We start from the raw sequence: 26509 nt of genomic DNA on the forward strand, positions 1-26509 counted from the left end.
TTCCCCCTCCCGTTCGGGAGAGGGTTGGGGTGAGGGATTCGCCGTTTCCGAAAAGCTCGCATCCCTCGCCCGCTGCGCCGACGCGCGCGCGACCTCTCCCGGACGGGGAAGGCAGATACGAGAAAGGCCCCGCCTCGCGGCGGGGCCTTCGCGTGTCTCGGTCCGAGTGATCCCGCCTCAGGCGAGGATGTCGCGGTCCTTGGTCTCGGGGATGAAGATCAGTCCCACGACGAAGGTGAAGAGCGCGATCACGATCGGGTACCAGAGGCCGTAGTAGATGTCGCCGGTCTGGGCCACCATCGCGAAGGCGGTGGCGGGCAGGAGGCCGCCGAACCAGCCGTTGCCGATATGGTAGGGCAGCGACATCGAGGTGTAGCGGATGCGCGTCGGGAACAGTTCCACCAGCGCCGCCGCGATCGGGCCGTAGACCATCGTCACATAGAGGACGAGGATCGTCAGGATGCCGATCACCATGAGCTTCTGGCCTGTGAACACGTCGAGCGGGTTCGCGGCCTTGATCACGGTCGGGTTGTTGCTGGCCGAGGGGTAGCCCGCCTCGGTCAGCGCGGCTGGGACGGCCTTGGCGAAGGTCGGATCCGCCACGGGGAAGTCCTTGCCGTTGACGCTCACCACGGTCGGCGTGCCCGCGGGCTGCGCCTCGGTGGTGTAGTTCACGGCGCTGCGGGCGAGCAGCGCCTTGGCGATGTCGCACTCCTTCGTGAACTTGGCCGTGCCCACCGGGTTGAACTGGAACGAGCAGTCGGCCGGGTTCGTCTTGACCACAACCGGCACGTTCGACTGCGCCGCGTACAGCGCCGGGTTGGCGTTGGCCGTGAGCTGGTGGAACAGCGGGAAGTAGGTGAGCGCCGCGATCAGGCAGCCGCCGAGGATGATCGGCTTGCGGCCGATCCGGTCGGAGAGTCCGCCGAAGAACAGGAACCCGCCGGTGGCCAGGATCAGCGACCACGCGATCATGACGTTCGCCGTGAACTGGTCGACCTTCAGGATGCTCTGCAGGAAGAACAGCGCGTAGAACTGGCCGGTGTACCAGACCACGGCCTGGCCGGCGGTGAGGCCGAGCAGCGCGAGCAGCGCCCACTTGGCGTTCTTCCACTGGCCGAACGCCTCGGAGAGCGGCGCCTTCGAGTGCGTGCCCTCGGCCTTCATCTTCTGGAAGGCCGGGCTCTCCTGCATCTGCAGCCGGATCCAGACCGAGATGGCCAGGAGTGCCACGGAGACGAGGAACGGGATGCGCCAGCCCCAGACCTGGAAGGCGGTGAGCGTGGTCGTGGTGCCATCGGGGTTCGTCACTACCGTCGGCGCATAGGCGTTGTTCACGTAGCCCTGCGTCGAGAGGATGATGACGAGCGAGAGCAGCAGCCCGAGGGTCGCCGTCGTCTGAATGAAGGCGGTGTAGAAGCCGCGGCGCCCGCGGGGGGCGTGCTCGGCCACGTAGACCGCGGCGCCGCCGTACTCGCCGCCCAGCGCGAGGCCCTGGAGCATGCGCAGCGCGAGCAGCGTCACGGGAGCGACCCAGCCGATGCCGTAGCTGTTGAGCGTGGCGTAGGAGGGCAGAAGGCCGACCAGGAAGGTCGAGATGCCCATGATGAGGATGGTGACGAGGAAGGTGTACTTCCGGCCGACCATGTCACCGAGGCGACCGAACACCAGGGCGCCGAAGGGGCGCACGAGGAAGCCCGCCGCGAAGGCGAGCAGCGCGAAGATGTTGCGCGTCGCTTCCGGGTAGGCCGAGAAGAACTGCGCACCGATGATCGCGGCGAGCGACCCGTAGAGATAGAAGTCGCACCACTCGAAGACGGTGCCGAGCGAGGAGGCCAGGATGACCTTCTTCTCCCCCGCGGTCATCGGTCTTACCGCGTCGTCCGCCTGCGGCACTGCGGTTCCAACAGCCATTAATGGGTCCCTCCAGGAATTTTGTTTCCGGAGCCGTCTGAGCGCGACCCCGGCTTGGAACGGCAATGTCACCGCCCATGTTGACGTGCGTCGATCGGAGCGCTCCCCGTCAGGGCAGCCGCACCGTGGACATCGACGAGCGGACGGTACCGCACGTCATGCTTTCGCCCAATACGTAAACCGACCGCAAAACTTCGGCGCCCTGGCTTTGTAACAGGTTTGCGCGAGCGCTGGCCTGGCTGCCACTTGAAAATTGCGACCTCAGGTTCGCCGCCGACCTGTCTCCACACTTGTCTCGACGTCGCAACCGAGCCAGCCGGCGTGGCGGCCGGCCACGAATACGCACAGCCGAAGGATCCCGAACGATTCGACCGGCAGGCGGAGACCGTGAGGACCTGAGCGAGATCCTCCGCGAACGCTCAGGGTCCGCGACCGGCCGGAGCGGCGTGGTCCGCCGCGGCGCGAAGGCGACCGCGGCGGTGACGGCGTCAGTGCGTGCGGTTCTGCCGGTTCTCGATGAGGTCCTCGACCACGGCCGGCTCGGCGAGCGTCGAGGTGTCGCCCAGCGAGGAGAACTCGTCCTCGGCGATCTTGCGCAGGATGCGGCGCATGATCTTGCCGGAGCGGGTCTTGGGCAGGCCGGGGGCGAACTGGATCAGGTCGGGCGAGGCGATCGGGCCGATATCCTTGCGGACCCAGGCGACCAGCTCCTTGCGCAGGGCGTCGTCGCCCTCCTCGCCCTCGTTGAGGGTGACGTAGGCGTAGATGCCCTGGCCCTTGAGGTTGTGGGGGTAGCCCACCACGGCGGCCTCGGCGACCTTGGGGTGCGCCACCAGGGAGGACTCGACCTCCGCGGTGCCCATGCGGTGGCCCGAGACGTTGATGACGTCGTCGACGCGCCCCGTGATCCAGTAGTAGCCGTCCGCGTCGCGGCGGGCGCCGTCGCCGGTGAAGTAGTTGCCCGGATAGGTCGAGAAGTAGGTCTGCTCGAAGCGCTCGTGGTCGCCGTAGACCGTGCGCATCTGGCCCGGCCAGCTGTCCTTGATGCAGAGGTTGCCCTCGCAGGCGCCGTCGAGGACCTTGCCCTCGGCGTCCACCATGACGGGCTGCACGCCGAAGAACGGCCGCGTCGCCGAGCCCGGCTTCAGGTCGGTGGCGCCCGGCAGCGGCGTGATCAGGATGCCGCCGGTCTCGGTCTGCCACCACGTGTCGACGATGGGGCAGCGGCTGTCGCCGACGACGCGGTAGTACCAGTCCCACGCCTCCGGGTTGATCGGCTCGCCGACTGAGCCCAGCACGCGCAGGGTCTCGCGCGAGGTCTTCTTCACCGGGCCCTCGCCGCCGCCCATGAGCGAGCGGATCGCGGTCGGCGCGGTGTAGAAGATGTTGACCTTGTGCTTGTCCACCACCTCCCAGAAGCGGGAGTTCGACGGGTAGGTCGGGATGCCCTCGAACATCAGCGTCGTGGCGCCGTTCGCGAGCGGCCCGTACAGGATGTAGCTGTGGCCGGTGACCCAGCCGACGTCGGCCGTGCACCAGTAGACCTCGCCGTCGCGGTAGTCGAAGACGTAACGGTGGGTCATCGAGGCGTAGACGAGGTAGCCGCCGGTCGTGTGCACCACGCCCTTCGGCTGTCCGGTCGAGCCCGAGGTGTAGAGGATGAAGAGCGGGTGCTCCGCCTCGACCGCCTCGGCCGGGCACTCGTCGGTCACCTGGTCGGCGGCCTCGTGGTAGTAGACGTCGCGGCCCGGCTCCATCGCCACGTCGGAGCCGGTGCGGCGGACCACGATCACGTGATCGACGACGTCCTGGCCGAGGCGCTGGATCGCGGCGTCGACGTTCGCCTTCAGCGGAACCTTGCGGCCGCCGCGCAGGCCCTCGTCCGCGGTGATCACGACCTTCGAGGCGCAGCCCTCGATGCGGCCGGCCAGGGAATCCGGCGAGAAGCCGCCGAACACCACCGAGTGGATCGCGCCGAGCCGGGCGCAGGCCAGCATCGCGTAGGCGGCCTCGGGGATCATCGGCAGGTAGATGGTGACCCGGTCGCCCTTCTCCACGCCGCGATTGCGCAGGACGTTGGCCATCCGGCAGACCTGCGCGTGCAGCTCGCGGTAAGTGATGTGCTTGGATTCGTTCGGGTCGTCGCCTTCCCAGATGATGGCGGTCTGGTCGCCGCGGGTGGCGAGGTGGCGGTCGATGCAGTTGTGCGCGACGTTGGTGGTGCCGTCCTCGAACCACTTGATCGCGATGTCGCCGGGCTCGAAGCTCGTGTTCTTCACGCGGGTGAAGGGCTTCATCCAGTCGATGCGCTTGCCGTGCTCGCTCCAGAAGGCATCCGGGTCCGCGACGGACGCCTCGTACATCTCGAGGTACTTGGCATTGTCGACATGGGCGCCCTCGCGCCAGCTATCGCGGACCTCGACCAGCTTCTCGTCCATTGCGCTTCTTCCCTGAGAGGTGCCCGATCGTATCGCGGGATCTGCCGCGCAGCCGGGGCTTCCAAGACTTTTCTTAATGCTCGACGGAGACCCACCGCAAGCGCCCGCACGGCGCCGATAAGTGGTTGAGCACAATGCGAGCTTGCTCGGGCGGGTTCGAGCCTGTCAAGCGAGGCGAAAGTCCGATTGCGCACTGCGAAACAGCAGACCGGCAGCGTTCCCGATGCCAGGCGGAAGCCGGCAGCGCGGCCGGCGAGCCTGGGTCCTGCGCTTCGGTACGGCGTTCGATGGCGGAGCGGAGAGCATGACAACGACGGGCGTTTGTCGCGCCCGGGGCGCCGCGGCTCAGGCGCTCATCGCGGTCCGGGCGGGAAACAGCATCTCGACGAGGGTGCCCTCGTCCTTCCGGCTGGTGATGCGGAAGCGGCCGTGGTTCGCCTCCACCAGCGCCTTCGTCAGCGGCAGGCCGAGGCCGGTGCCGCCGCCCTTGCGCGGCCCTGACACCGCGCCGGCGCGGAACGGCTCCAGGGCCGACTCGATCTCGTCCGGGCTCATGCCGACCCCGGTGTCGCGCACCCTGAGGGCGATCTCGCCGCGCTCGGCCACGGTCGTCGAGACGATCACCTGCCCGCCGGCTTCCGTGAAGCGGATGGCGTTGGCGATGACGTTGAGGGCGGCCTGACGCATCGAGCGCTCGTCCGCCACCAGCGTGGTGAGGTCGGCCGAGAAGCTCGTGCGAACGACGATGCGGTCGCGGGCCGCCTGCGGCTGCAGCAGGGCGACGCAGCTCGACACGAGGTCGTTGAGCGGCAGCGGGCCGAAGGCGAGGTCGAGATTGCCGGACTCGATCCGGGCGAGGTCGACGAGGTCGTTGACGAGGCCGAGCACGTGCTCGCCGGAGGCGTGTATGTCGCGCAGGTAGTCCCGGTAGCGCTCGGGCAGCGGGCCGAACGGCTCGCTCAGCATCACGTCGGCGAATCCGAGGATGCCGTTCATCGGCGTGCGGATCTCGTGGCTCACCTTGGCGAGGAAGTTCGCCCTCCAGGCCTCGGCCTGCTCGGCCTCCGCGCGGGCGCGCTCGGCCGCGTCGGTCAGCCGTTTGCGCTCGCCGAGATCGCGCAGGATGGCTAGGCGGCGCCCGTCCGACAGCGGGCGCGCGAGCCGCACTGAGACCGGCCCGCGCCCCGGCACGGCGACCTCGCGGGCGGGCGCGCCGGCCGCGTGGAGAGCTGCCCGAAGCTGCATCGCGCTCTCGGCTGCGAACAGGCCGAGCAGCGGCCGGCCGACCGCTCGGGACGCGTCGCGGCCGAGCATCTCGACGGCCGCGCGGTTCAGGGCGACGACGCGGTCCTGCGCGTCGAGGGTGAGGACGCCGTCGTCGAAGGCGTCGAGGTCGGGCAGGGCGGGAACTGCCGGCGCGATGGGCACGGGCGCCGCCGCGGTCGGCACCGACTCCGCAGGCGGCACCGACGCCGCGTGCCGCAGGACGAGGGCCTCGGCGGGCGTGCCCTGCCAGGTGAGGACCGCGCGCGCGATCTCGACCAGCCGCACGCCGTCCTCCCGGGTGATGAGCCGGTCGGCGGACGAGCCCGGCTCGGGCCCGGCCTCCGACCGGTGGATCAGGCGCGCGAGGCCGCCCGCCCCCTGGAACGCGGCCCTGTCCGCGAAGCCGGCGAGGTCGAGGAAGGCGGGATTCGCGTGGAGCAGGCTGTCGTCCCGGCGCACGAGGATCGGGACGGGCAGGGCGTCGAGGAGGGCGCGCGCCTCCGCGAGGTCCGCCTCGGCCTGCCGGTTCTCCGCGAGCCGCGCGGCCGGGAACGGCATCACGGCGCCCCCCTCCTGCGGCCGCTCCGACGCGGCCGGCGCATCGTCGCCGGCGAAGCGCGCGCCGAGCGCGCGGGCGATCTCGCGGAAGGCCGCGTGCTCGGAGACGGAGAGCGCCCGCTCCCCGGCCGGCTCCGCCCCGGCCTCGGCGGAGGGCGGCTCCGGCGGGTCGGCCTGCACCGGGCCGCCCGGGCGGGCGGAGCGGTCGACCGGCAGCGTGCGGTCGCGGCCGGTCCACATCCGGCCGAAGCGGGCGGCGGGCACAAGGGCGGCGAGGGAGAGGGTCGCGAGCGCGGCCACGGCCGGCCCGAGGCCCGGAGCCGACGCCTCCGCCTCGGGGGCGGGTGCCGCCATCCCCGGCGCCGCCGCGGAGGCGGCCTCCCGGGGCGATTCCGGCGCGTCCTCATGGAGCGCCGCGGGCGCCGCCTCCGGCCGCACGGCGGGCACGTCCTCCAGCGGGATGGCCGCGCGGACGAGGCCGAAGCCTCCGTAGCCCGCGAAGGGGTGGCCGTTCCGCGCGAGCGGCGCGCCGGAGAGATCGATGCCGATGGCCTCGGCCGCGGGCGCGGGACGAAGCTCGGCCGGCACCGCGCGGAAGGTTCGCCGCTCGGCGATGGCCGCGAGCAGGGGGTCGGCCGCGCCGAGATGCCCGGCCTCGGCCAGCGCCTGCCAGGACCGGCCGACGAGCAGCGGCGCGAGCGCCGCCTGCGGCGCGCCCGTGACCTCCGTGATCCGGTCGGCCGCGTCGCTGCGCCAGACGAAGCGGTCGCCCGGCCGCGGCGGAGGAGCGGGTTCGGCGGACGGGAGCGCCAGCGCGGGCGCAGCCTCGTCGGCGCAGGGGGCATCGCCAGCACTCGGAGCCGCGTCGACCGGAGGCGGCGCGTCCGCCGGTGCCTGCGCGTCGACGGCCGGCGGCAGGGTCTCCGCCGCGTCGCGGCGCATCGGCGGCGCGGCCTGCGTCGGGACGACGAGGAGCGCCGGCTCGCCGGTGGCGAGACGGCCGCGGGCGAGGAGGCATGCGACGGGCGGGGCGATCCGGCGCGGGTCGAGGCGCAGGCGCACGAGGCGCACGCCCTCGCCGGAGGGGGCGGCCCGGCGCACCTGCTCCGGCAGGGCGAGGCGCGGGGAAGGCGCGCCGTCCGGGGCAAACACCGCGCCGGCCCAGGCCCGGGCCGCGCCCGAGGCGCGGATCAGGCGCAGGCTCTCCGCCTCGAGCACCCAGTAGGTGGCGGCCGGATCCGCAATGAGGGCGGCGAGCCGCGGCTCCCGCGCCCAGGCCGCGAGGGCGGGAGCGGCGGGATCGTTCGCGGGATTCTCGTCCGGATCGGACCCGTCGTCGGCCATGCAAACCTGTCTGGCTGGAAAAATCTGCGTTACCGCGCCCTCATTTGTATGCTGAACTGCCTCGGAGCGGTGGACACTTCAAGCGGGCGTCACACGTTTACCTCATGTCAACCTTAATGCCCCCGGGCGGCGGCGGGCAGAGCGGATGCCATGCGCAGACAGCCGTGTTATTGTGCACCGCACAATGAGCGCCGGCTGATTCGGAGAGGAGACGAGGATGAACAACACGCCGAACTACGAAGTCCCGAGCGAGATGCGCGACTTCGCCGAGAAGAGCGTCGACCAGGCGCGCAAGGCCTTCGACAGCTTCATCGGCGCCGCCCGGCGCACGGCCGACACGGTGCAGGGCTCCGCCGAGACCGCGCGCACGAACGCCCAGGGCCTGTCGTCCCGCGGCTTCGAGTACGCCGAGCAGAACGTGAACGCCGCCTTCGACCTCGCTCAGAAGCTCGTCCGCTCCAAGGACGTGCAAGAGGCGATGCAGCATCAGGCCGAGTTCGTGCGCAGCCAGTTCGCCGCGATCCAGGCGCAGGCCAAGGAGTTCGGCGGCATGGCGCAGAGCGCGATGCAGGAGAGCGCCGAGAAGGCCAAGGCGGCCATGCAGGAGAACGCCGAGCACGCCCGCCGGGCGATGGAGCAGGGCGCCGACGCGGCCCAGCAGACCGCGAAGGACGCCGAGACTACGACCCGGAAGGCGACCTCCTAAGGCGCTCCGCCTCCTGAGGCACTCCGCGCGCGGGCGAACGGCCCGCGACGCCGCACGCGACCATCGATGACGGCCCGCCCCGCCCGCCCGCGGGGCGGGCCGTCTCGCTTTTGCCCGCATTGCGGAGGAGGTGGCATCACGCCGCCTCAGCGGGGACGGCACGACGTTTCGGAGGATCACCGCCATGCGACCCGCCCACCGCCTCGGTCTCGCCGCCGGCCTGCTCGCCGGCCTTCTCAGCGCGCAGGCCGCGATGGCCCAGTACTACGACGACGGCTACGGCCCGCCCCGCGGCGCCTACCGCGACGACCGGCCGACCCGGCCGGGGCCCCGCGGCCCGGTGGGCCTGAACTGCGACGCCGTCCAGCAGGGCCTGAGCGGGCCGCAGCCCTATTCCTGCCCGCTGCCGGGCCCGCGCCCCCTCGGTGCGCGCTGCTTCTGCGACATGCCGATCGCCTCCTTCAGCACGCCGCAGACGGCCGTCGGCCGGGTGGTGCCCTGAGCGCGGGCCGAACACGGGAAAAGGCCGCGCCGTCAGGAGGATGGCGCGGCCTTCTCGGATCTCGGATGAGCCGGGACGATCAGGATCGCCCGGCGGAAAAACTCAGTTCAGAACAACGACCTTGGCGCCGACCCTCACGCGGTCGTAGAGGTCTGTGACGTCCTCGTTGGTCATGCGGATGCAGCCCGAGGAGACGGCCTGTCCGATCGTGTCCGGCTCGTTCGAGCCGTGGATCCGGTACTCGGTGTTGCCGATGTACATGGCGCGGGCGCCGAGCGGGTTCTCGATGCCGCCGGCCATGTAGCGCGGCAGGTCGGGGCGGCGGGCGAGCATCGCGGCGGGCGGCGTCCAGGACGGCCACTCGCGCTTGGCCGTGACGGTCTTCACGCCGGACCACGTGAAGCCGGGGCGGCCGACGCCGACGCCGTAGCGGATCGCCTCGCCGTTCGGGAGCACGAAGTAGAGCCGGCGCTCCTGGGTCGAGACCACGATCGTGCCGGGCTTGTAGTTGGCGTTGAAGGAGACGATCTCGCGCGGGATCGGCTGGACCTGCGCCTGCGGCGCGGCCTGCACGCCCTGGCCGTAGCCGGGCTGGCTGTAGCTGTAGCCCTGGGCCGGCTGGCGCCGGTAGCCGCCGCCGAAAATGTCCGACTGCTCGGCGTAGTAGTCGTCGGCATCGCCCCCGTAGGGATCGTAGGACGAGAACGCCGCGGCCGGGCCGGCGGCAAGAACACAGACACCGAGGATTCCCGCGAGAGCGCTGGCAAGGGTCTTCATGGTGGAGCCTACCTGTGCAGTAACCTTTGCTATACAAGCGCAAGCGTTGCCGTAGGTTCCAATCAGGAGTGAAGATTTCCTACACGCGGAGCCGCCGAAGTCGTCGGGGCGCCTTTGTCTGCTCTGACCTGTGCGCCCGCGCACCCCGAAAGGCGTAGGATCCTACTCCGTCGGGACGAGGGCCGGCGAAACCGGCCCGCTCAGGTCAGGGGCGGGGGCGGGGAGCCCGAGGCGCGCTCGGCCTCGACGAGCACGTCGAGGGCGCGCCAGGGCTTCGGGATGAAGACCGCGTGCTCGGGCACGTCCGGCCGCGCCACGGAGCGGCCGGAGGTGACGACGAGGCGCGCCCGGGGCCACAGGGTGGAGACGGCGCGGGCGAGCTGCAGCCCGTCCATCTCGCCCGCGAGCCGCACGTCGGCGAAGACGAGGGCCACCTCGCCGCCGCGGGCCTGCAGGACGGCGAGCGCCGCCTCGGCGCTGTCGCAGCCGACGACGCTGAGCTCGGTCTCCTCGAGGAGCGCCTCCGCGAGCGCCCGGACCTCGGGCTCGTCCTCGACCACGAGGGCGAGGCGCCCGCCCTGGGCGCAAGGCGGGCTCACGGGATCGCCGGCCTCGTCCTGCGCTCGCCCGTCGGCCGACTGGCGGACTTGGCGCACGAGGGCGGCGAGGTGCTCCGGCACGCCCTCGGCCACCAGCGTGTCGTAGAAGGAGGCGAGGGTCTGGCCGATCTGGTCGAGGGGGATGCCGGGCGTCAGGGTCTCGACCGGCCGCCGAAAGCGGCCTCCGCTGCCCGTTGCCTGGTGCTTCGTTCTCGTCACGCCGATCCCCCGATCTGTTCGCCGCGGCTTCACGCGGACGCGCGGACTCCCGAAGGGGAAAAGTCGGGAATCGCTCGCGAGTTGCGACGCTACCCCGAAACGGCGCTCCCGTACCCGCCGTCCGGTGCGGGTTCGCTCACTCCGCGGCGTCGGCGTAGGCCATCACGCCGGAGACCGCGCGCACGTCGCGGTAGCGCGCGCCGCGCGTGCTCATCATGGCCTCGAACTTCTCGTGGACCTGAGCGACCGAGAGGCTGACGGGCTTGCGCCGACGGCCGGAGCCGGAGGCGAAGAAGATCGAGCGGTTCGCCCGGGCGGGGCCGGGCAGGAGCTTGGCGGCCGCCGCCTTCGGCTTGTCGACGACGTTCGCCAGGAATTCCTCGGCGTCGTCCGGCCCGAGGAAGTGGGCGAGGTAGACCTCGCCGAGGGAGAGTTCGCGGCCGATGCGCAGGCTGATGCGGGCGGCGTCGCGCTTGAGCATCTCGCCGGCCATGAGCGCCGAGAGGTAGGGATCGCGGCGCAGTTCCAGGATGCGGGCGCGCTCGGCCGGGTCCGCCACGGACGGCTTGTCGTTGGCGTCCGCCACAACGAGGGCGGCTTCCTGGGCGAGGCCGTGCCGCGCGCCGAAGTCGCGGACCACGCCGAGCCAGGTGCGCTCGATGAACTGGTAGAGGCCGGTGGCCGAGGAGGTCTTGGCCTGAACCGCCGTGATGAAGCTCGATTCCTTGTCGGCCACCGCCATCAGGAGGACGGGATCGGTCTGCACGGTCTGGGCGGCGCGCACGATCTTCTGGACGAGGTGGCGCCGGATCTTCATCGGCCCGAACTCGAGGATGTCGTTCGGGTCGCCGACCGCGCTCTCGGAGAGCAGGTAATCGTAGGAGACGCGGTCGACCGCGTTCGAGCCGAGCTCGGTGTCGAGGTCGTGGACGGGCGCGAAGGCGGCCGAGGCGGTCAGCACGGCGGGCGGCGTGTCGAGGATCGGGACCGCGCTCGTCTGGATGCGGGGGCGCGGCATCACCAGCTCGGTGGCGGCCTGGGCCGAGGGCAGGGCCTGCTGCAGGCCGATCTTGCCGAGCTCCGTCCCGGACCCGAACAGCACCGCCGTGATGCCGGCGGCGAGCAGGGCGACGGCGAGGCCGGAGCGGGTGAGGGCGGGGCGGCTGCCGTGGTCGCGGCCGACCTGGGGGCCGAAGCTGAGGGCGTCGGACGAAGCGGCGGGGCCGGCGCCGAAGCGCGGCTTGGCGGAGGAGGCGTATGACGATCCGACCGTGCGACCGCGCATCTGTGCGACTCAGTCCCTCTTCAACGCGCCGTTAAGGACGCCCGTTAAGGCCGATCTATCTTGACAGATGTGGCGACAACACGGCCGAGGTCGTGGCGGCACCGTGGCGGGTTATGCACGGGAAACTTTCACAGCTCAGGCATCGCGCGCCCGAAACAGTAAAAAGTGTTCAAATCTGTCTCTCAGACTTTACACAATATTACTTGACATTCAGTTTGAACGAGATCTCACATTTAAGCAATCAATCCACCATTTTAATCGATTGTTTACCGTGGCGGACCGAGATGGCGCGACGCGGGCCGAACGGGTCGGCCCTCTGCATGTCCGCCACGGAGCCGTCTCATGTCCGTTCTCGCGCGCACGGGGATCCTGAGCAAACTGATCGCGATCATCGCCCTGATCGCCGTCATCGTCGGAGGCTGCATCCTGTACGCGCAATCGCGCATGACGGTGATCGACACCGCCTACAGCCAGTTGATCGATCGGGAGGCCAGGGCCGCGGTGTCCGCACGCCGGGCGAACCGGCTGATCTTCGAACTCAACTACTGGGTCTATCGGATCATCGCGGAGACGGAGGATGCCCAGATGCAGAGCGCCAGCGCCGGCTTCGAGGCGGCGGTCCCGCAGGTCAGAAAAATCATGGCGGACCTGCGCGACCAGTCGCCGACCTTCACCGACCGCATCGAGGCCCAGAACCGGCGGGTGGAAGCGTACCTCAGTGACATCACGGAGGTCCGGCGTCTCGGCACCGCGAACCGCAACGCGGAGGCGATCGACCTCGTCCACCGCTTGATCGACCCGACCTTCTCGGCCCTGGTCGAGGAGGGCAACAAGCTCGGAGAGGACATCACCGCCTTCATGGAGAAGAGTTCGGACGGGCTGACGGATCAGACGAACGAGACGCGCAGGACCCTGATGGTCGTGAGCGGCCTCGGCATGCTCTCGGGCCTTCTCGCCGCGATCCTGGTGTCGATGTTCGGCATCACGCGGCCGCTCGGGAGCCTCGTGGGCGTGCTGCAGCGCATGGCGCAGGGCGAGATCGACGCCGAGATCCGCGAGGCCCGGCGCGGCGACGAGGTCGGCGCGGTCGGGCGCGCCGTCGAGGGCATCAAGGCGATGGTCGCCAGGAAGGCGGTGGACGAGGCCGAGCGCAAGCGCGTCGCCGACGAGGCCGCGGCGGCCGAGCGGCGCCGGACCATGCTGGAGCTCGCCGACGGCTTCGAGCGGGTGGTCGGCGGCATCGTCGGGCTCGTCTCCTCCTCCGCCACCGAGCTCCAGGCCACCGCCCAGACCCTGACCGCGAGCGCCACCGAGACGGCGAGCCAGTCCACCACCGTCGCGGCCGCGGCCGAGGAGGCCGCCTCGAACGTCAGCACGGTCGCCTCGGCGTCCGAGGAGCTCGGCGCCTCGGTCGAGGAGATCAGCCGGCAGGTCGGCAACTCCGCCGCCCTCGCGCAGATTGCGGTGGGCGAGGCGGACGAGACCGGCCGCCTGGTTCAGGAACTGGAGCAGGCCGCGGCCCGCATCGGAGACGTCGTGGCGATGATCTCGACGATCGCCGGCCAGACGAACCTGCTCGCCCTCAACGCGACGATCGAGGCGGCCCGCGCGGGCGAGGCCGGCCGCGGCTTCGCCGTGGTGGCGACCGAGGTGAAGGAGCTCGCCGCCCAGACCAGCCGCGCGACCGGCGAGATCGCCGGGCAGATCGCCCAGATCCAGGGCGCGACGGGACAGGCGGTCACGGCCATCGGCGGCATCTCCGGCCGCATCCGCGAGATCGACGCGGTGGCGACCACGATCGCGGCCGCCGTGGGCCAGCAGCAATCGGCCACGGGCGAGATCGTCCGCAACGTGGCGCAGGCCTCCACCGGCACCGGAGAGGTCACGTCCAACATCGCCGGCGTGGCGCGCGCCGCCGAGGAGACCGGGGCGGCGGCCGCGCAGGTCCTGTCCTCCGCGGACGAGCTGTCGCGGCAGTCGGAGCAGCTGAGCGCGCAGGTCTCCCGCTTCCTCGCCACCGTGCGCGCCGCCTGAGCGGGATTCCGGCGGGCGCGGCGCTACCGATAGTCGGTCGGCGTCAGCCCGTGCCGGGCGATCTTGTCGTAGAGGGTCTTGCGCGGCGTGCCGAGCGCCTCGGCGGCGAGGCGCACGTCGCCGCCCGCCATGATCAGCTCGTCGCGGATGAGATCGCGCTCGAAGCGGTCGACCTGCTCGGCGAGCGTCCGGCCCGCCGCGGGTTCGGCGTGCGCCTCGCCGCCGCCCGCGAAGCCCAGAGCGCAGCGCTCGGCGTAATGGCCGAGCTCGCGCACGTTGCCGGGCCAGGTATGGCCGAGCAGGTGCTCGCGGATCGCCGCCGTCACGGGCGGCGCCTCCCGGTTGAAGCGGCCGGCGGCGCGGGCGAGGAAGTGCTGGAACAGCAGCATCACGTCCTCCCGGCGGTCGCGCAGCGGCGGGATCGCGATCGTGATGACGTTGAGGCGGTGGAAGAGGTCGTCACGGAAGGTGCCCTGCGCCGCCGCCTGGCCGAGATCGACCTTCGTGGCGGCGATGACCCGCATGTCGACCGCGCGGATCTCGTTGGTGCCGAGCGGCTCCACCGTGCGCTCCTGCAGGACGCGCAGGAGCTTCACCTGGAGGTTCAGGGGCATGCTCTCGATCTCGTCGAGGAAGAGCGTGCCGCCGTGCGCGTGCTCGATGCGCCCGACCCGGCGCTTGAGCGCCCCCGTGAAGGCGCCGGCCTCGTGGCCGAACAGCTCGCTCTCCACAACGGAGTCGGGCAGCGCGCCGCAATTCATGGCCACGAAGTTCCTCGCGGCGCGCCGGCTCCAGCGATGCAGGGCGCTCGCCACCACCTCCTTGCCGGAGCCGGTCTCGCCGAGGACCAGCACGTCGACGTCGGCGCCCGCCACGTCGCGCACGAGGCGGCGCAGGCGCACGATCTCCGGCGAGATGCCGAGGAAGGCCGGGTCCGCCTCCACCGCCTCGTCGAGGCGCGCCCGCAGGCGCCGGTTCTCCAGCGTCAGGCGCCGCCGGTCGAGGGCGCGGCGCACGGAGGTGATCAGCGCCTCGGCCGGGTAGGGCTTGGCCAGGAAGTCGTAGACGCCGTCCTGGATGGCGCCGACCGCCATCGGGATGTCGCCGTGCCCGGTGATCAGGATGACGGGCAGCTCCGGGTCGGCCGCCTGGATCGCCTCGAACAGGCCGCGGCCGTCGAGCCCGGGCAGGCGGACGTCGCTGACGACGACGCCGGGCGGATCGGACAGGATCGCCGCGAGGGCCGGCTCGGCGGCCGGGAAGACCTCCACCGGGAAGCCGCCGAGTTCCAGGCTCTGGCGGTTCGCCCGCCGCACATCCTCCTCGTCGTCGACGAAGATGATCCGCTCGGACCGGTCGCTGTCCGTCTCGCTCACGCCGCGCTCTCCGCCCGCCGCTCCAGCGCAGGGGCGCGGGCGAGCTCCATCCGGAAGATCGTGCCGGCGGGCTCGTTCCCGCGCAGCGTCAGGGTGCCGCCGCAATCCTCGACGATCCCGCGGGCGATGGCGAGGCCGAGGCCGAGCCCGTCCGACTTCGTCGTGAAGAAGGCGTCGAAGACCTGGGCGCGCTGCGCCTCCTCGATCCCGGTGCCGTTGTCGCGCACTTCGACCGCGATGCGGGCTTCCTCCTCAAGGATGACGACCGCGACGCGCGGCTCGGCCCGGCCGGCGACGGCGTCGAGCGCGTTCTGGATCAGGTTGACGAGGACCTGCTCCAGGCGCGGCCCGTCGCCGAGCACCGCGAGGCCGGCGGGCGGGCGGGCGACGTCGAGCGCGATGCCGGAGGCCGCGGCCCGTCCCTCCACGAGCTCCAGGCTGTTGCGGACGATCTCGGCGAGCGCCACCGGCTCGCGCCGGCCCGAGGCGCGGCGGGCGAAGCCCTTGAGCTGGCGGGTGAGCGCGCCGATCCGGTCGGTGAGCCGACCGATCGCCGTCACGTTCTCGGCGGCGTCCTCGACGCGGCCCCGCCGCACCAGGATCGCGGTGTTGTCGGCGTAGGAGCGGATGGCGGCGAGCGGCTGATTGATCTCGTGGGCCATGCTCGCCGCGAACTGGCCGAGGGCGGCGAGCCGGCCCGCCTGAGCGAGCTCGCGCCCGAGCCGCTCGCGCTCGGCCTCGGCCCGGCGCCGCTCCTCGGCCTCGGCGCGCAGCCGCCCGTTCGCCTCGCTGAGCGCCTGCGTCCGCTCCGCCACGCGCGCCTCCAGCTCCTCGCGGCGGGCGGCCTCCTCGCGCAGGCGCGCCCGCGTCCGCGCCCGGCGTCCGAGCAGCGTCGCGAGCCCGAGGGCCGCGAGCCCCGTGGCGAGAAGCGCGATGATCGCGCCCTGGCGCCACTCGCGCTCGACCGCCGCGCCGACCGGCGTCAGCGTGTAGAGCCGCCACTCGGTGCCCGGCACGGCGGCGTCGCGCAGGAGGGCGGCGCGGGCGGGCAGCGGCCCGCCGCCGACCCGCACGAGGCCCTCCTGCCCCTCGACCGGGTGAAGGGGCAGGGGATCGAGCGGTGCGCCTCCGAAATCGAGGCTCTCGCGGATGCGGTCGCGCTCGGCGGGGCCGATCGGGCGCAGCGTCCGGAAGCGCCACGCCGGGTCGCTCGCCACCAGCACGATGCCGCGCGCATCGGCCACGAACACGCTCTCCTCCGCCTCCCGCCAGCCCGCCTCGACGGCGTCGAACTCGATCTTGACGACGACGACCCCGCTCGCGTCGCCGAGCCGCCGTGCGAGGTAGAAGCCGGGCCGCCCGCTCACCGTGCCGAGGGCGAACTGCGAGCCCGCCCCCTGCGCCATGGCGGACCGGAAGTAGGGGCGGAAGCCGTAATCCTGGCCGAGGAAGCTGCGCGGCGTCCCGACGTTGCTCGCCGCCACCGTGATCCCGTCGGCCCGCACCGCGTAGATCACGGCCGCACCGGTGGCGGCCGCGACCTCGGCGAGGCGCCCGTTGACGCGGGCCACGAGGGCCTCGTCCGCGCCGGCCCGCAGCACGCCCGCGATCTCGGGATCCGCCGCGAGCGCCAGCGGCAGGGCGGTCTGCCGCTGCATCTCCGCGCGCAGCGCACCGACCTGGAGGGCGAGCGTCGCGTGGGCGGCGGCCCCGAGATCGGCGAGCGCCGAGCGCTCGGCGGCGCGCCCGCCCGCCCAGGCCGCCGCCAGCATCGCGGCGAGCGCCGCGAGCCAGAGCCAGCGGCCGCCACGGCTGAAGGATGATGCCACTGCCGCCGCGCTTCCGGTCACGCTTGGAGGCCGCGTGCGGATTCCCGGACAGGTTCGGGCGGCCGCGTGCGGATCACCGCAACGCGCGCCCGGGCCGGCCCCGGAACGACAGGAAAAATCCTTCTTGCATCAGGCATTTAACAAAATCTTCACCGGGCCGCTCGGCTGGCACGCGGGTTGCCATTCCCACCACGTATCGCAGCCCTGCCCCGTCGGCATGACTGCAAGCCTCACGGCCAAAAGCAAGTGCGGACGCGACGCTCCCGGGTGCACCCGGCGGCCGCGAGCCGCCCCACCGAGATCGCAACCGAAGGGAGAACGCCCATGGCCGCCCTACCGTCACCGCTCACCGCGCCCCACGCCCCGCCCGCGCCGAAGCCGCTCTACCGCACGCTCTACTTCCAGGTGCTCCTCGCGGTGGCGATCGGCATCCTGCTCGGCCACTTCTACCCGCAGCTCGGCGCCGACATGAAGCCGCTGGGCGACGCCTTCATCAAGCTCGTCAAGATGATCATCGCGCCGGTGATCTTCCTCACCGTCGTCTCCGGCATCGCCGGCATGACGAACCTGGAGAAGGTCGGCCGGGTCGGCGGCAAGGCGCTTGTCTACTTCCTCACCTTCTCGACGCTGGCGCTTTTCGTCGGCCTCGCGGTGGCCAACATCCTGCAGCCGGGCCACGGCCTGCACATCGATCCGAACTCCCTCGACCCGAAGGCGGTCGCCACCTATGCCGGCAAGGCGAAGGAGCAGTCGATCACCGACTTCCTGATGAACATCATCCCCTCCACCGCGGTCGGGGCGTTCGCGGGCGGCGAGATCCTGCAGGTGCTGTTCTTCTCGGTGCTGTTCGGCTTCGGCCTCGCCTTCCTGGGCGACCGCGGCAAGCCGGTGCTCGAGATCGTGAAGGTGCTCTCCGAGGCGATCTTCGGCGTCGTCAACATCATCATGAAGGTCGCCCCCATCGGCGCCTTCGGCGCCATGGCCTTCACCATCGGCAAGTACGGGATCAGCTCGCTCGCCAACCTCGCCTACCTCGTGGGCGCCTTCTACCTGACCTCGGCGATCTTCGTCTTCCTCGTGCTCGGCGCCGTCGCCCGCTACAACGGGTTCTCGATCGTCCGGCTCATCCGCTACATCAAGGAGGAGCTGCTCCTCGTCCTCGGCACCTCGTCCTCCGAGTCCGCGCTGCCCTCGCTCATCGACAAGATGGAGCGCGCCGGCTGCTCGCGCCCCGTCGTGGGCCTCGTGGTCCCGACCGGCTACTCGTTCAATCTCGACGGCACCAACATCTACATGACGATGGCGGCCCTGTTCATCGCGCAGGCGACCGACACGCCGCTCTCGCTCGGCGAGCAGGCCCTCCTGCTCCTCGTGGCGATGCTGTCCTCGAAGGGCGCGGCGGGCGTCACCGGTTCCGGCTTCATCACGCTCGCGGCGACGCTGGCGGTGGTGCCCTCGGTTCCGGTCGTCGGCATGGCCCTGATCCTCGGCATCGACCGCTTCATGTCGGAGTGCCGCGCGCTGACGAACTTCATCGGCAACGCGGTGGCCTGCATCGTCGTGGCCCGCTGGGAGGGCGAGGTCGACGAGGCCCGCCTGCACGCCGCCCTCGGCGGCGGCAAACCGGCCCCCGAGCCGGTGCCGGTCCTGCAGCCCGCCGAGTGAGGCACGCACCGCCCCGGCGCCGGCCCAGCCGTCGCCGGGACGATCTCATCGGGCCGCGCTCTCCTCGGGGGCGCGGCCTTTCCCTGTTCGAGGGCGCCCGCCGCGCTCCGCCGGCCCGGTCAGTTCGCGAGGCCGCAGGCCCTGCGCAGGCGCGCGTCGGCCCGCGCGAGCAGCCTCGCCGAGAGTTCGGCATCCCCCGCCGCGAGGGCACGGTCGGCTGCGCCCACGTCGCGCTTGGCGAGCCAGAAGAGGACGTGGTGACGGAGCGGGCTGAAGGGCCACACGCGGCCGGTCTCCTGCGGCGAGAGACCGAAGGAAGTGCAAAATTCATGCTCGCGGAGCTGGTCCCCGACCGTCGGTCAGGCGGCCGCGCGGCGCCCGCTCAGAACCAGCCGAGGGAGATGCCGGCGAGCAGCAGCAGCACCACGGCGCCGCCGGCGATCGTACCCTGAGCGTCGTTCATCACCGGCCTGCGAAGGGGTGTCTTCATCGTCATGGCGGCCTCCCGGCTGAGGGAGGAGCATGCGCGCATGGGCCGCCGAAATCCCCATCAAATGGCAGGGCGCGGCCTGCCCGGACGGGAGCCTATTCCGAGGCCACGAAGATGGTGCCGAGGATGGCCAGCAGGAGCGAGCCGCCCGCCAGCAGTTCCTGCTCCTCCTCGGACAGCCTGGGCACCCGGCTCGTATTCGCCAGGCACGCCACGATCAGCGCGCAGGCGATGACGGTCACGCCCATCAGATCCGTGAATTGCACATCGGCGGGCATCGTGGCTCCCGGTCCGCTCGCGACGCCAGGAGCTTAGCAGACGGAGATTCCGAAGACGAGGCGCCGCGCGGCCGGCCTCAGAACAGGCGCGCGGCGAAGGTCTGCCGCCCGCGGATTCGGGCCTCGTCGTCGTCCGCCGCGATGAAGCCGGCCAGGACGCGCGCCGGAGTCGTGTAGACGATCCGGAACCGCCTCGGCATCGGGCCGCAGCCGACGCAGACGGCGTAGTCCCAGCGGCGCCAGATGCGCGAGTTGCGCGCGTCCACCTCCCGCTGCCGCCCCTGGCCGATCTCGATCGCGCGCTTCACCTCGGCCGCCTTCTGGTCGCTGTTGATGTCGGAGGGCGGCGCCGGCGGGCGCGGCTGAAGTTTACCCTGCGCGAGGGCCGGCCCGGCTATTGTACAAACCAGAACAATTGACAGAATACGAGCACGCATCGCGGCTCCTGATCATGCGACGAGCAATCCCCTGCTTCGAACGATTACGGGCCACATCGCGGGTAAGTTTCATCACGATGTGATGGATTGCTCGCGGGCAGATCGGGGCGGCGCGGAACGGGACATCTCGGCGGAAACGCGGAACCGGACACGAAAAGGGGCCGGCGCGACGCCAACCCCCCGAAAAGCCCGAAAAAAACGATGGTACCACCGCCCCGGCTCGAACGGGGGACCCCCAGATCCACAATCTCAAGGCTCGTGTGTTCAGACCCCCTCAGCAGCAACCTAAGTGGTTGATTTTTCGGTAGACCCTCAAGATCGATGTAGCCACGAGCGCTCAAAAGGTGGCAGGAAATTTCGCAAATCTGCTTCCTGTCTGCTTCCTGGACAAGCCCCATGCGGTTCACGAAAGCGGCGATCGACAGCCTCACCCTCGCGGCTGACAAAAGCGAGCAGTACGCCTGGGACGACACGCTCAAGGGCTTTGGCGTGAAGCTCAACAAGGGTGGTTCGCGGAACTTCCTGATTCAGTATCGGGGCCAGGACGGGCGAACCCGCCGGATCGTAATTGGGAAGGTGGGCACCCTTACGCTGGACGAGGCCCGCCGCCGGGCTCGCGAGCTTCTGGTTGGGGCTGCGACAGGCAATGATCCGTACAAAGAGAAGAAGACTGCGAGGGCGCAGTCAGCTGTCACAGTTGGTGCCGTAGCCGACGCCTATCTTAAGCATGCCGAGCATCGACTGAAGCCGCGATCCTTCGAGCAGGTCGAACGTCATCTCAAGCAGCATTGGCAGCCGCTAGCGCATCTACCGGTAAACGGCGTCACGCGCGCGAATGTGGCCGCACTGCTCACTGCGATGGCGTCTGGCGGCCATCGGATTAAAGCCACGCGCGCCCGATCGGCCCTATCAGCTATGTTCTCATGGGCGATCGGGGAGGGGATCGCGGAAAGCAACCCTGTCATCGGCACGAATAAGCCAGCCGAAGAGAAATCGCGTGATCGCGTCCTGTCCGAGACCGAGGTGCGGGCGGTTTGGCATGCCTGCCGTGACGATGCCTACAGCAGGATCGTCCAACTCCTTCTGCTGACCGGTCAGAGACGCGACGAAGTTGGCTCGATGGTCGAAAGCGAGTTGGATCTACGGAGCGCCCTTTGGACCATCCCGGCGGCGCGCACGAAGAACGGCCTTACGCATGAGGTGCCGCTGTCGCGGCCCGCACTGGAGATCCTAGCCGGACAGCCTCGGATTGAGGGACGAGACCTAGTGTTTGGGGAGGGTGTAGGCGGCTTTAGCGGCTGGTCGAACTCCAAGGAGCGATTGGATAAACGGATCGCTGCCACAGGCTTGGTGATGCCGCCGTGGCGACTTCACGACCTACGCAGAACTGTGGCAACGTCGATCGCAGACCGGCTGAAGGTTCAACCGCACGTAGTCGAAGCAATCTTGAACCACATTTCTGGTAGCAAGGCCGGCGTCGCCGGCATCTACAACCGCGCAATCTACCGGGATGAGAAGCGCGAAGCCTTGGAACGGTGGGCAGCCCACGTGCTCGCCCTGACCAAGCCTCAGCCGCAACCACTCACGCGTCGAACTTCCGATCTTGCCTGACGCTCCGTGACCGACTACGAAGGTCGAAGTTTCAGTTCAAGTTCTAATTCAGGCCATTGCTCCTGCTGGGGGGCTTGGTCGGACGGAGGCCGAGCGTCATGCGCCGGCCGATCCCCAGTCCCCCTGAACTGGACTGCTTCCATGAATACGCCAACCGTCGCCGCAAGAGGCGTCCTCCGCTTCAGCACCGCGTGCCAGGAGTGCGGCCTGTCCGTCAGCACGATGCGCCGGCTGATCCGTGCGGGCCGCGGACCGCGCATCCTTCAGCTGAGCGAACGACGTATTGGCATCCGCAGAACTGATCTTGACGAGTGGCTCACGAGCCGAGAGGGCGCAACCTTCTAGGGCTGCGTAGCCTCGGCGCGTGCGCCCCGAAACCAGCGCACGCGTCGGAGCAGCACACTCCGCCAATACCAGACACTTGCAGTTTGGCTGCAGACGTCAGCTTCAGAGCGCGCTGCTAAGCAGCGATACGTCTCAAGCTATGCGCTTCATCCGTCTCCCGCGAGCAGAGTAGGTGCTCGAGAGCCCGTGCAGTGCTCCGAATTTTCGCTACCAGCAGGATAGATGCCTACGCCTCGCGGCACCACGAGATGCCGGAGCGAAGGGTGCCGGATCTCAAAAGAAGATTGAAGATGAAATGCGAGATCCTAACAGTTATGAACACACGTTTGCATGTAAAGGCACAGAGCAACATCTCTCGAAAAGCGCAAGAAGCGCAAAATTGGAAGGTAGCTGTGAAGAACGTAGGCGATTATCTGTCCCGCCGCGAGGTCCGATCCCGGACCGGCTGGTCTCTCACTTTCATTGATAAGCACCTCCAACGCGCAAAGATCGGCGGCAAGGTGCTAATTCCTGCGACTGAGCTTGAGCAACTCATAAAGGGAGAGAAGCGTCATGAAAGCTGAAATGAAGAATTATCGCCATTTTATAGGAAAGTGGCCCCGCCCTCAGATTGAGCTTGAGCAATACTGTCTCGCAAAACGAGTGCTTCGATATATATACCGTGATCCAGACTACAAATGTGATAAAAAATACGACCACAAAATATTTTTTATTGCACGTTTAGTCGTAAATTACATGGATTATTACAAAGGACTGACACCAATCACAAGATGGCCCACAGTTATGGGCAACGGAAGTGTTGGATATTTTGACTATGTATCAATTCACTTCCTCACTTTTTCTCTGAACAATATCCCTGAGGGCGGCGGCGATACGGATGAGGAGATGCGCGCACTGCTTCTGCGAATAGGCGAACTGCATTCAGAACTGTATCACAACGGTCAACGATGGGCTGAGTACCGACGTGAGGCTTACTGACCGGGAGTTCTCAACCCTCGGCCGACCTGGCCGGGGGTTGGGTGCCGCTAGCGGCTAAGTAATTTTGGGGATTATCTTTTTCCTTTTCTCGAATGCTCTGCAAAAGGGAAATTGTAGTGGGGGGTATTTCCTAAACAGACCATCAGGAAAGCGGAACATCCTCAGGATGATAGGATAATATATAGGGAGCGAATGGGTGATGCCCCCCACTACATTTTTTCAAGGCGGTGCTCGCACTTTTCGGCCGTTCTCGGATCTTCCTGAACGGACAAAGAAGAAGATCAGCATGCAATTTGTAGGCGCGCACCGCGACGAGTGCGCAGCCTGCTGGCTATGGACGGGCAGCTTCACGGCACCGCGTCGAAGATACAAGGCGTACCGCATTCCGGAAGATTATGAAGGTCGTCGAAACATCGCAGGTTGCTTTCAGCAAGAGCGGGGCATGCCAACTATCCGCATTCCTGAAAAGGGATATGCGGTATCAGCTGTTCGCCATGTCTACGCCGAGCTCAAATGCATTGGCTATGATGAGGTGCCCCGTCTTAGCAGATGCTTAGATGAGCGCTGCGTAAATCCTCATCACACGTTAGAACTCGACGTCTCACCATTTGAAATTCGCAAGCGTGCAGCAGAGGTGAAAGGCATCGTTTTCGAGGCAGTGTCTGCTGCTGAGGTGATGGAGATCCTTCAGCGCATTCGTCCTGCGACGTGGGCTAATTTCGCAACGGCGGAGTCAGAGTGCGAACTCCCATCTGGCTCGATCACCGATGCGATCTGGCGCGAGTACGTCCTCTGGGATGATGCAAACCCTGATCTGGACTGAAGGCATGCTGAGGGCCTGCCACATGCTCACCGAACGCAAGTCTACGAGAGCTGCAGGTGCTACTATCATGCGGCCAGCCACGTCCCTGGCGTCCCTTCCATCGGCCTCCGCTGCAGACTTCGGAGGCCAGCCGCCTTGGAGCGTCATCAGCACCACCACGCTCGTGGCCGCGCTCCGGATCGACAGAGGGAACTTCGCGACATGGCGGTGCCGGGGCATCGGCCCGGCCGAGCTGCCCACCTCTTGGTTCCGGCCCGCATCAGGCCGACCGCGCTATTATCTGGTCAGCCACGTGCTCGCTTGGATCGCCGCTCGACACGCGCAGCCGTTCGATTACCGTGCTTGCTGGCTCGATTACCTCGTCAGCATCCATATGCCGACCGATCTTGCATGGGCCCGCCGCTTGGCCGAGCGCGAGGGGCCGGTGCAGAACGGTGTGGTGTTCACGGTATCCGGCTGGCGCGCGTACCTCGACAGCCTCGACCTCGACCACGCTCCTGTGCAAGCCTAGCTGTTAGGTCGGCAGCATGGGAGTTGGGCGAGGTTGTCAGTCCCGAAAAGTCATCTCGCCGCCTCTGTCCTGAGCGCCGAGCACATCGCCGATCGCCAGCTCATCGCGGCCTTTATCCTCGAAGCCGCGACTGAGTTCAGCGCCAACCCATTTGCCGACACGAGCGCCGCGGCCGTGGGGCATATCTGGGGCGCGCAGGCCTTCGAGTTTCGCGTCCTCGGGGTTCAGGCCGCTGGCCTGCCCTGCCTGCTGAAGGCGGTCTCAGCGCTGCCTGGAGGCGAGCCGCTGGTGCAGGAGATCCTGCGGTCAGGGCTGCACAGCCTCAATCTCTTTCACCGTGGTGATGGGAGCCGGGTCGTCGGCGCGGTCCTATACGGCAAGCCGAACGTGCCGCTGCCGGTCTTCGAGAGCCTACCAACGCCACCTGGTGGCCGGAAGCGGGTGCACTCGGCACAGCTCGACCTCTTTGCTGCGCTCTGATCCTAAGCCGGAAACGACGTCGCGGACATTCAGGGCCACTCTACCGCGGTAGCCGCTGTGTCTGGCGAATCCGCTCTGCTGCCCGGAGAAACGCCGCGTAGTTCTGTGCGTCATCAGGACTGAGGCCGGCGACGACGATTTCCTTGCCATGGGTGACGGCATGCGTGCCGTTGCGCGCTGTCTGTACTCGGATCTTCTGCATGGCGTTTGCTCCGGGCTACCAGCGCCTTGCATTGACAACGCCGACGGCCAGCCACAGCTCCGGTACGATCCAAGATGCCGGTGGATAGAGCCTGACAGGCTCAGCGCAGCACCGCTCAGAACAACACCATCAGCATGCCGATGCTGAACAGCGAGCCCATGGCAGCCGCTGAGAGGGCGAGGAGTTCAAGAACGTCCATAGGCCACCCTGCCCAGCCACCGTCGCTCAGGCCTGAGTGGCTCCAACTCGAAGAAGGGGCGCCGGTACATCCGCGGTCGCCCCTTCCTCTCGCCGGTCGTCGGACAGCACCTATGCAGAGGGTATGGTTAACGAGTCGTTAGAGGATCAGGCAGACGATCATGGCGGTCGCTGACGCGCGAGGTTGCCATGAGCCGAAAGCCGCCCAACCGCATAGCCGCTGCCTGCATCGCTGAGGCGATCGCAAGCGAGCTGGCAGCTGGCGCCGCTCGCCACCGGCAGGAAGGCCGACCAGAAACCGCTCAGGAGATGCTCCAGCACGTTCGGCATCACCGGGTGCGGGCGATCAAGATGCGAGCTCTGGCCGGTGCGGAACACTACATGACGATCAGCGCACCACGATAAGGCTCCTCAACGAACTCAGTGCGGCGTGCAGGCCGCTGCGGCTCCGAGCTCGGCCGAGAGCCACCCTCGTGGCCGTTAACAGTCCAGTATGCTTGACAGAGTATGATGAGCGCCTCGCCGAGGTGCCGTGATGCGCGTGTTGCTTGTCGAAGATGATGCCTCGGTCTCGGCCAGCATCGAGCTGATGCTCAAGTCCGAGAACTTCAACACCTACACCACCGACCTCGGTGAGGAGGGCGTCGATCTCGGCAAGCTCTACGATTACGACATCATCCTCCTCGACCTGAACCTGCCCGACATGTCGGGCTACGAGGTGCTCCGCTCCCTTCGCGTCGCGAAGGTGAAGACCCCGATCCTGATTCTGTCCGGCATGGCCGGCATCGAGGACAAGGTGAAGGGCCTCGGCTTCGGCGCCGACGACTACCTGACCAAGCCCTTCCACAAGGACGAGCTCGTCGCCCGCATCCACGCCATCGTGCGCCGCTCGAAGGGCCACGCCCAGTCGGTGATCACGACGGGCGACCTCATCGTCAACCTCGACCAGAAGACCGTCGAGGTCTCCGGCTCGCGGGTGCACCTCACCGGCAAGGAGTACCAGATGCTGGAACTCCTCTCGCTCCGGAAGGGCACGACCCTGACGAAGGAGATGTTCCTCAACCACCTCTACGGCGGCATGGACGAGCCCGAGCTGAAGATCATCGACGTCTTCATCTGCAAGCTGCGCAAGAAGCTCGCCAACGCCAGCCAGGGCAAGAACTACATCGAGACGCTCTGGGGCCGCGGCTATATCCTGCGCGATGGCGTGGCTGAGATGCAGGCGCTAGCCGGCTGAATGGGATGCCGCTCGGGCCGGCGGGCCTGTGCCGCCGCCTGTGGGCGTCCACCGATTAACGGCCCATTAACCATACCGCCGCACCGTAGCGTCGCTTGCCGTACCCCATACCCCTCAGGATCGGTGGGCCGGTCCCGTTGGCTGTTTCTAGAGCGGCTGGCGGGACCCTCGAACAAGAGGGGTGCCGCGCACAGCATTAAGATCGTTGAGCCCCGCCTCCGCCCGGTCGCGGGGTTCCTTTTTGGGCTTTGCCGTGGGCGCGAGGCTGAGGAATTCGCATAAGGCACGTTATGCGATGCAGCCATCGGCCCAGGCAGCTGCTCTCCTGCGCACGGCTCAGCATTTACTGGCCGCTAGACCTTTTAGGTTGAGATCGGTACACAAAGAGCCAGCTTATCGAGGTCGGC

General features: G+C 68.7%; 25 protein-coding genes. 12 read left to right on the top strand and 13 right to left on the bottom strand.

Annotated elements, in window-relative coordinates; all coding sequences use genetic code 11:
* Positions 1-177 precede the first annotated feature (177 nt).
* From MOX02_RS12170 to MOX02_RS12180, 3 genes are all read right to left on the bottom strand, one after another.
* Positions 178-1914: an MFS transporter gene (locus MOX02_RS12170; RefSeq protein ID WP_147026061.1), complete on the bottom strand. Its 1737-nt coding sequence runs from the start codon at positions 1912-1914 to the stop codon at positions 178-180.
* A gap of 488 nt (positions 1915-2402) precedes the next feature.
* Complete coding sequence (acs, locus tag MOX02_RS12175) at positions 2403-4352, bottom strand: acetate--CoA ligase (protein ID WP_147026062.1); 1950 nt, start codon at positions 4350-4352, stop codon at positions 2403-2405.
* Positions 4353-4697: 345 nt separating this feature from the next.
* Positions 4698-7520 (bottom strand): PAS domain-containing protein, encoded by a 2823-nt coding sequence (locus MOX02_RS12180; protein ID WP_147026063.1) that lies wholly within the window; start codon positions 7518-7520, stop codon positions 4698-4700.
* Between the two features lie 217 nt (positions 7521-7737).
* Here MOX02_RS12180 and MOX02_RS12185 point away from each other — a divergent pair, with 217 nt between their 5' ends.
* Both MOX02_RS12185 and MOX02_RS12190 read left to right on the top strand, forming a co-directional pair.
* The gene (locus MOX02_RS12185) at positions 7738-8226 is read left to right on the top strand and encodes a phasin (protein WP_147026064.1); all 489 of its coding nucleotides are present in this window, start codon (positions 7738-7740) and stop codon (positions 8224-8226) included.
* A 184-nt stretch (positions 8227-8410) separates the two neighbouring features.
* A complete protein-coding gene (locus tag MOX02_RS12190; protein WP_147026065.1) occupies positions 8411-8728 on the top strand; it encodes a hypothetical protein in 318 nt (105 codons plus the stop codon).
* Positions 8729-8830: 102 nt separating this feature from the next.
* Here the strand turns inward: MOX02_RS12190 and MOX02_RS12195 are convergent, their stop codons facing one another.
* The 3 genes from MOX02_RS12195 to MOX02_RS12205 form a co-directional block, all read right to left on the bottom strand.
* The gene (locus tag MOX02_RS12195) at positions 8831-9505 is read right to left on the bottom strand and encodes a L,D-transpeptidase (RefSeq protein ID WP_147026066.1); all 675 of its coding nucleotides are present in this window, start codon (positions 9503-9505) and stop codon (positions 8831-8833) included.
* Positions 9506-9705: 200 nt separating this feature from the next.
* Entirely contained in the window at positions 9706-10248 is a 543-nt protein-coding gene (locus MOX02_RS12200; RefSeq protein WP_147026097.1) for a response regulator, read from the bottom strand.
* Positions 10249-10459: 211 nt separating this feature from the next.
* Positions 10460-11608 (bottom strand): transglycosylase SLT domain-containing protein, encoded by a 1149-nt coding sequence (locus tag MOX02_RS12205; protein WP_147026067.1) that lies wholly within the window; start codon positions 11606-11608, stop codon positions 10460-10462.
* Positions 11609-11950: 342 nt separating this feature from the next.
* Between MOX02_RS12205 and MOX02_RS12210 the strand changes: the two genes are divergently transcribed.
* Positions 11951-13642, top strand: coding sequence for a methyl-accepting chemotaxis protein (locus MOX02_RS12210; RefSeq protein WP_147026068.1), 1692 nt, complete (start codon positions 11951-11953; stop codon positions 13640-13642).
* A 23-nt stretch (positions 13643-13665) separates the two neighbouring features.
* Here the strand turns inward: MOX02_RS12210 and MOX02_RS12215 are convergent, their stop codons facing one another.
* Together MOX02_RS12215 and MOX02_RS12220 are read right to left on the bottom strand one after the other, a co-directional pair.
* On the bottom strand, positions 13666-15018 hold the full coding sequence (locus tag MOX02_RS12215) for a sigma-54-dependent transcriptional regulator (RefSeq protein ID WP_147026069.1): 1353 nt from the start codon (positions 15016-15018) through the stop codon (positions 13666-13668).
* Positions 15015-16790, bottom strand: a complete 1776-nt coding sequence (locus MOX02_RS12220; protein WP_147026098.1) for a sensor histidine kinase — start codon at positions 16788-16790, stop codon at positions 15015-15017. The genes MOX02_RS12215 and MOX02_RS12220 overlap by 4 nt, the downstream gene beginning before the upstream one ends.
* A 381-nt stretch (positions 16791-17171) precedes the next feature.
* Here MOX02_RS12220 and MOX02_RS12225 point away from each other — a divergent pair, with 381 nt between their 5' ends.
* Positions 17172-18512, top strand: coding sequence for a dicarboxylate/amino acid:cation symporter (locus tag MOX02_RS12225; RefSeq protein ID WP_147026070.1), 1341 nt, complete (start codon positions 17172-17174; stop codon positions 18510-18512).
* A gap of 119 nt (positions 18513-18631) precedes the next feature.
* On the opposite strand, the gene MOX02_RS31190 is transcribed toward MOX02_RS12225, so the two are convergent.
* From MOX02_RS31190 to MOX02_RS12235, 3 genes are all read right to left on the bottom strand, one after another.
* Complete coding sequence (locus tag MOX02_RS31190) at positions 18632-18796, bottom strand: hypothetical protein (protein WP_170267839.1); 165 nt, start codon at positions 18794-18796, stop codon at positions 18632-18634.
* Between the two features lie 301 nt (positions 18797-19097).
* Positions 19098-19280 carry a hypothetical protein gene (locus MOX02_RS12230; protein ID WP_147026071.1) on the bottom strand — a complete coding sequence of 61 codons (183 nt, stop codon included), beginning with the start codon at positions 19278-19280 and terminating at the stop codon, positions 19098-19100.
* Between the two features lie 77 nt (positions 19281-19357).
* Positions 19358-19717: a hypothetical protein gene (locus MOX02_RS12235; protein WP_147026072.1), complete on the bottom strand. Its 360-nt coding sequence runs from the start codon at positions 19715-19717 to the stop codon at positions 19358-19360.
* A gap of 396 nt (positions 19718-20113) precedes the next feature.
* On the opposite strand from MOX02_RS12235, the gene MOX02_RS12240 reads away from it, so the two are divergent.
* The 7 genes from MOX02_RS12240 to MOX02_RS12270 all read left to right on the top strand — a co-directional run bounded on the left by MOX02_RS12240 (position 20114) and on the right by MOX02_RS12270 (position 24465).
* Positions 20114-21328 (top strand): tyrosine-type recombinase/integrase, encoded by a 1215-nt coding sequence (locus MOX02_RS12240; RefSeq protein ID WP_147026073.1) that lies wholly within the window; start codon positions 20114-20116, stop codon positions 21326-21328.
* Between the two features lie 141 nt (positions 21329-21469).
* Complete coding sequence (locus tag MOX02_RS32665; RefSeq protein ID WP_147026074.1) at positions 21470-21673, top strand: helix-turn-helix transcriptional regulator; 204 nt, start codon at positions 21470-21472, stop codon at positions 21671-21673.
* Between the two features lie 263 nt (positions 21674-21936).
* Positions 21937-22236: a hypothetical protein gene (locus tag MOX02_RS12250; protein WP_147026075.1), complete on the top strand. Its 300-nt coding sequence runs from the start codon at positions 21937-21939 to the stop codon at positions 22234-22236.
* On the top strand, positions 22226-22651 hold the full coding sequence (locus MOX02_RS12255) for a hypothetical protein (RefSeq protein ID WP_147026076.1): 426 nt from the start codon (positions 22226-22228) through the stop codon (positions 22649-22651). The genes MOX02_RS12250 and MOX02_RS12255 overlap by 11 nt, the downstream gene beginning before the upstream one ends.
* Positions 22652-22850: 199 nt before the next feature.
* Positions 22851-23474, top strand: a complete 624-nt coding sequence (locus tag MOX02_RS12260) for a hypothetical protein (RefSeq protein ID WP_147026077.1) — start codon at positions 22851-22853, stop codon at positions 23472-23474.
* Between the two features lie 67 nt (positions 23475-23541).
* On the top strand, positions 23542-23985 hold the full coding sequence (locus tag MOX02_RS12265; protein ID WP_147026078.1) for a hypothetical protein: 444 nt from the start codon (positions 23542-23544) through the stop codon (positions 23983-23985).
* 33 nt (positions 23986-24018) lie between these two features.
* Positions 24019-24465, top strand: a complete 447-nt coding sequence (locus MOX02_RS12270) for a hypothetical protein (RefSeq protein WP_147026079.1) — start codon at positions 24019-24021, stop codon at positions 24463-24465.
* Positions 24466-24505: 40 nt separating this feature from the next.
* On the opposite strand, the gene MOX02_RS31195 is transcribed toward MOX02_RS12270, so the two are convergent.
* Together MOX02_RS31195 and MOX02_RS12275 are read right to left on the bottom strand one after the other, a co-directional pair.
* Entirely contained in the window at positions 24506-24667 is a 162-nt protein-coding gene (locus MOX02_RS31195; RefSeq protein WP_170267841.1) for a hypothetical protein, read from the bottom strand.
* A gap of 357 nt (positions 24668-25024) precedes the next feature.
* Positions 25025-25243 carry a hypothetical protein gene (locus MOX02_RS12275; RefSeq protein WP_147026080.1) on the bottom strand — a complete coding sequence of 73 codons (219 nt, stop codon included), beginning with the start codon at positions 25241-25243 and terminating at the stop codon, positions 25025-25027.
* A gap of 157 nt (positions 25244-25400) precedes the next feature.
* On the opposite strand from MOX02_RS12275, the gene ctrA reads away from it, so the two are divergent.
* Positions 25401-26102 carry a response regulator transcription factor CtrA gene (ctrA, locus tag MOX02_RS12280; RefSeq protein ID WP_147026081.1) on the top strand — a complete coding sequence of 234 codons (702 nt, stop codon included), beginning with the start codon at positions 25401-25403 and terminating at the stop codon, positions 26100-26102.
* Positions 26103-26509: the final 407 nt, after the last annotated feature.

This window comes from Methylobacterium oxalidis (assembly GCF_007992195.1).
Taxonomy (GTDB): Bacteria; Pseudomonadota; Alphaproteobacteria; order Rhizobiales; family Beijerinckiaceae; genus Methylobacterium; species Methylobacterium oxalidis.

Coding starts and splice junctions, on each gene's coding strand:
- MOX02_RS12170 (WP_147026061.1), bottom strand. CDS start 1,914: ATGGCTGTTGGAACCGCAGTGCCGCAGGCGGACGACGCGGTAAGACCG.
- acs (WP_147026062.1), bottom strand. CDS start 4,352: ATGGACGAGAAGCTGGTCGAGGTCCGCGATAGCTGGCGCGAGGGCGCC.
- MOX02_RS12180 (WP_147026063.1), bottom strand. CDS start 7,520: ATGGCCGACGACGGGTCCGATCCGGACGAGAATCCCGCGAACGATCCC.
- MOX02_RS12185 (WP_147026064.1), top strand. CDS start 7,738: ATGAACAACACGCCGAACTACGAAGTCCCGAGCGAGATGCGCGACTTC.
- MOX02_RS12190 (WP_147026065.1), top strand. CDS start 8,411: ATGCGACCCGCCCACCGCCTCGGTCTCGCCGCCGGCCTGCTCGCCGGC.
- MOX02_RS12195 (WP_147026066.1), bottom strand. CDS start 9,505: ATGAAGACCCTTGCCAGCGCTCTCGCGGGAATCCTCGGTGTCTGTGTT.
- MOX02_RS12205 (WP_147026067.1), bottom strand. CDS start 11,608: ATGCGCGGTCGCACGGTCGGATCGTCATACGCCTCCTCCGCCAAGCCG.
- MOX02_RS12210 (WP_147026068.1), top strand. CDS start 11,951: ATGTCCGTTCTCGCGCGCACGGGGATCCTGAGCAAACTGATCGCGATC.
- MOX02_RS12220 (WP_147026098.1), bottom strand. CDS start 16,790: ATGCTGGCGGCGGCCTGGGCGGGCGGGCGCGCCGCCGAGCGCTCGGCG.
- MOX02_RS12225 (WP_147026070.1), top strand. CDS start 17,172: ATGGCCGCCCTACCGTCACCGCTCACCGCGCCCCACGCCCCGCCCGCG.
- MOX02_RS12230 (WP_147026071.1), bottom strand. CDS start 19,280: ATGCCCGCCGATGTGCAATTCACGGATCTGATGGGCGTGACCGTCATC.
- MOX02_RS12235 (WP_147026072.1), bottom strand. CDS start 19,717: ATGCGTGCTCGTATTCTGTCAATTGTTCTGGTTTGTACAATAGCCGGG.
- MOX02_RS12240 (WP_147026073.1), top strand. CDS start 20,114: ATGCGGTTCACGAAAGCGGCGATCGACAGCCTCACCCTCGCGGCTGAC.
- MOX02_RS32665 (WP_147026074.1), top strand. CDS start 21,470: ATGAATACGCCAACCGTCGCCGCAAGAGGCGTCCTCCGCTTCAGCACC.
- MOX02_RS12255 (WP_147026076.1), top strand. CDS start 22,226: ATGAAAGCTGAAATGAAGAATTATCGCCATTTTATAGGAAAGTGGCCC.
- MOX02_RS12260 (WP_147026077.1), top strand. CDS start 22,851: ATGCCCCCCACTACATTTTTTCAAGGCGGTGCTCGCACTTTTCGGCCG.
- MOX02_RS12265 (WP_147026078.1), top strand. CDS start 23,542: ATGCGGCCAGCCACGTCCCTGGCGTCCCTTCCATCGGCCTCCGCTGCA.
- MOX02_RS31195 (WP_170267841.1), bottom strand. CDS start 24,667: ATGCAGAAGATCCGAGTACAGACAGCGCGCAACGGCACGCATGCCGTC.
- ctrA (WP_147026081.1), top strand. CDS start 25,401: ATGCGCGTGTTGCTTGTCGAAGATGATGCCTCGGTCTCGGCCAGCATC.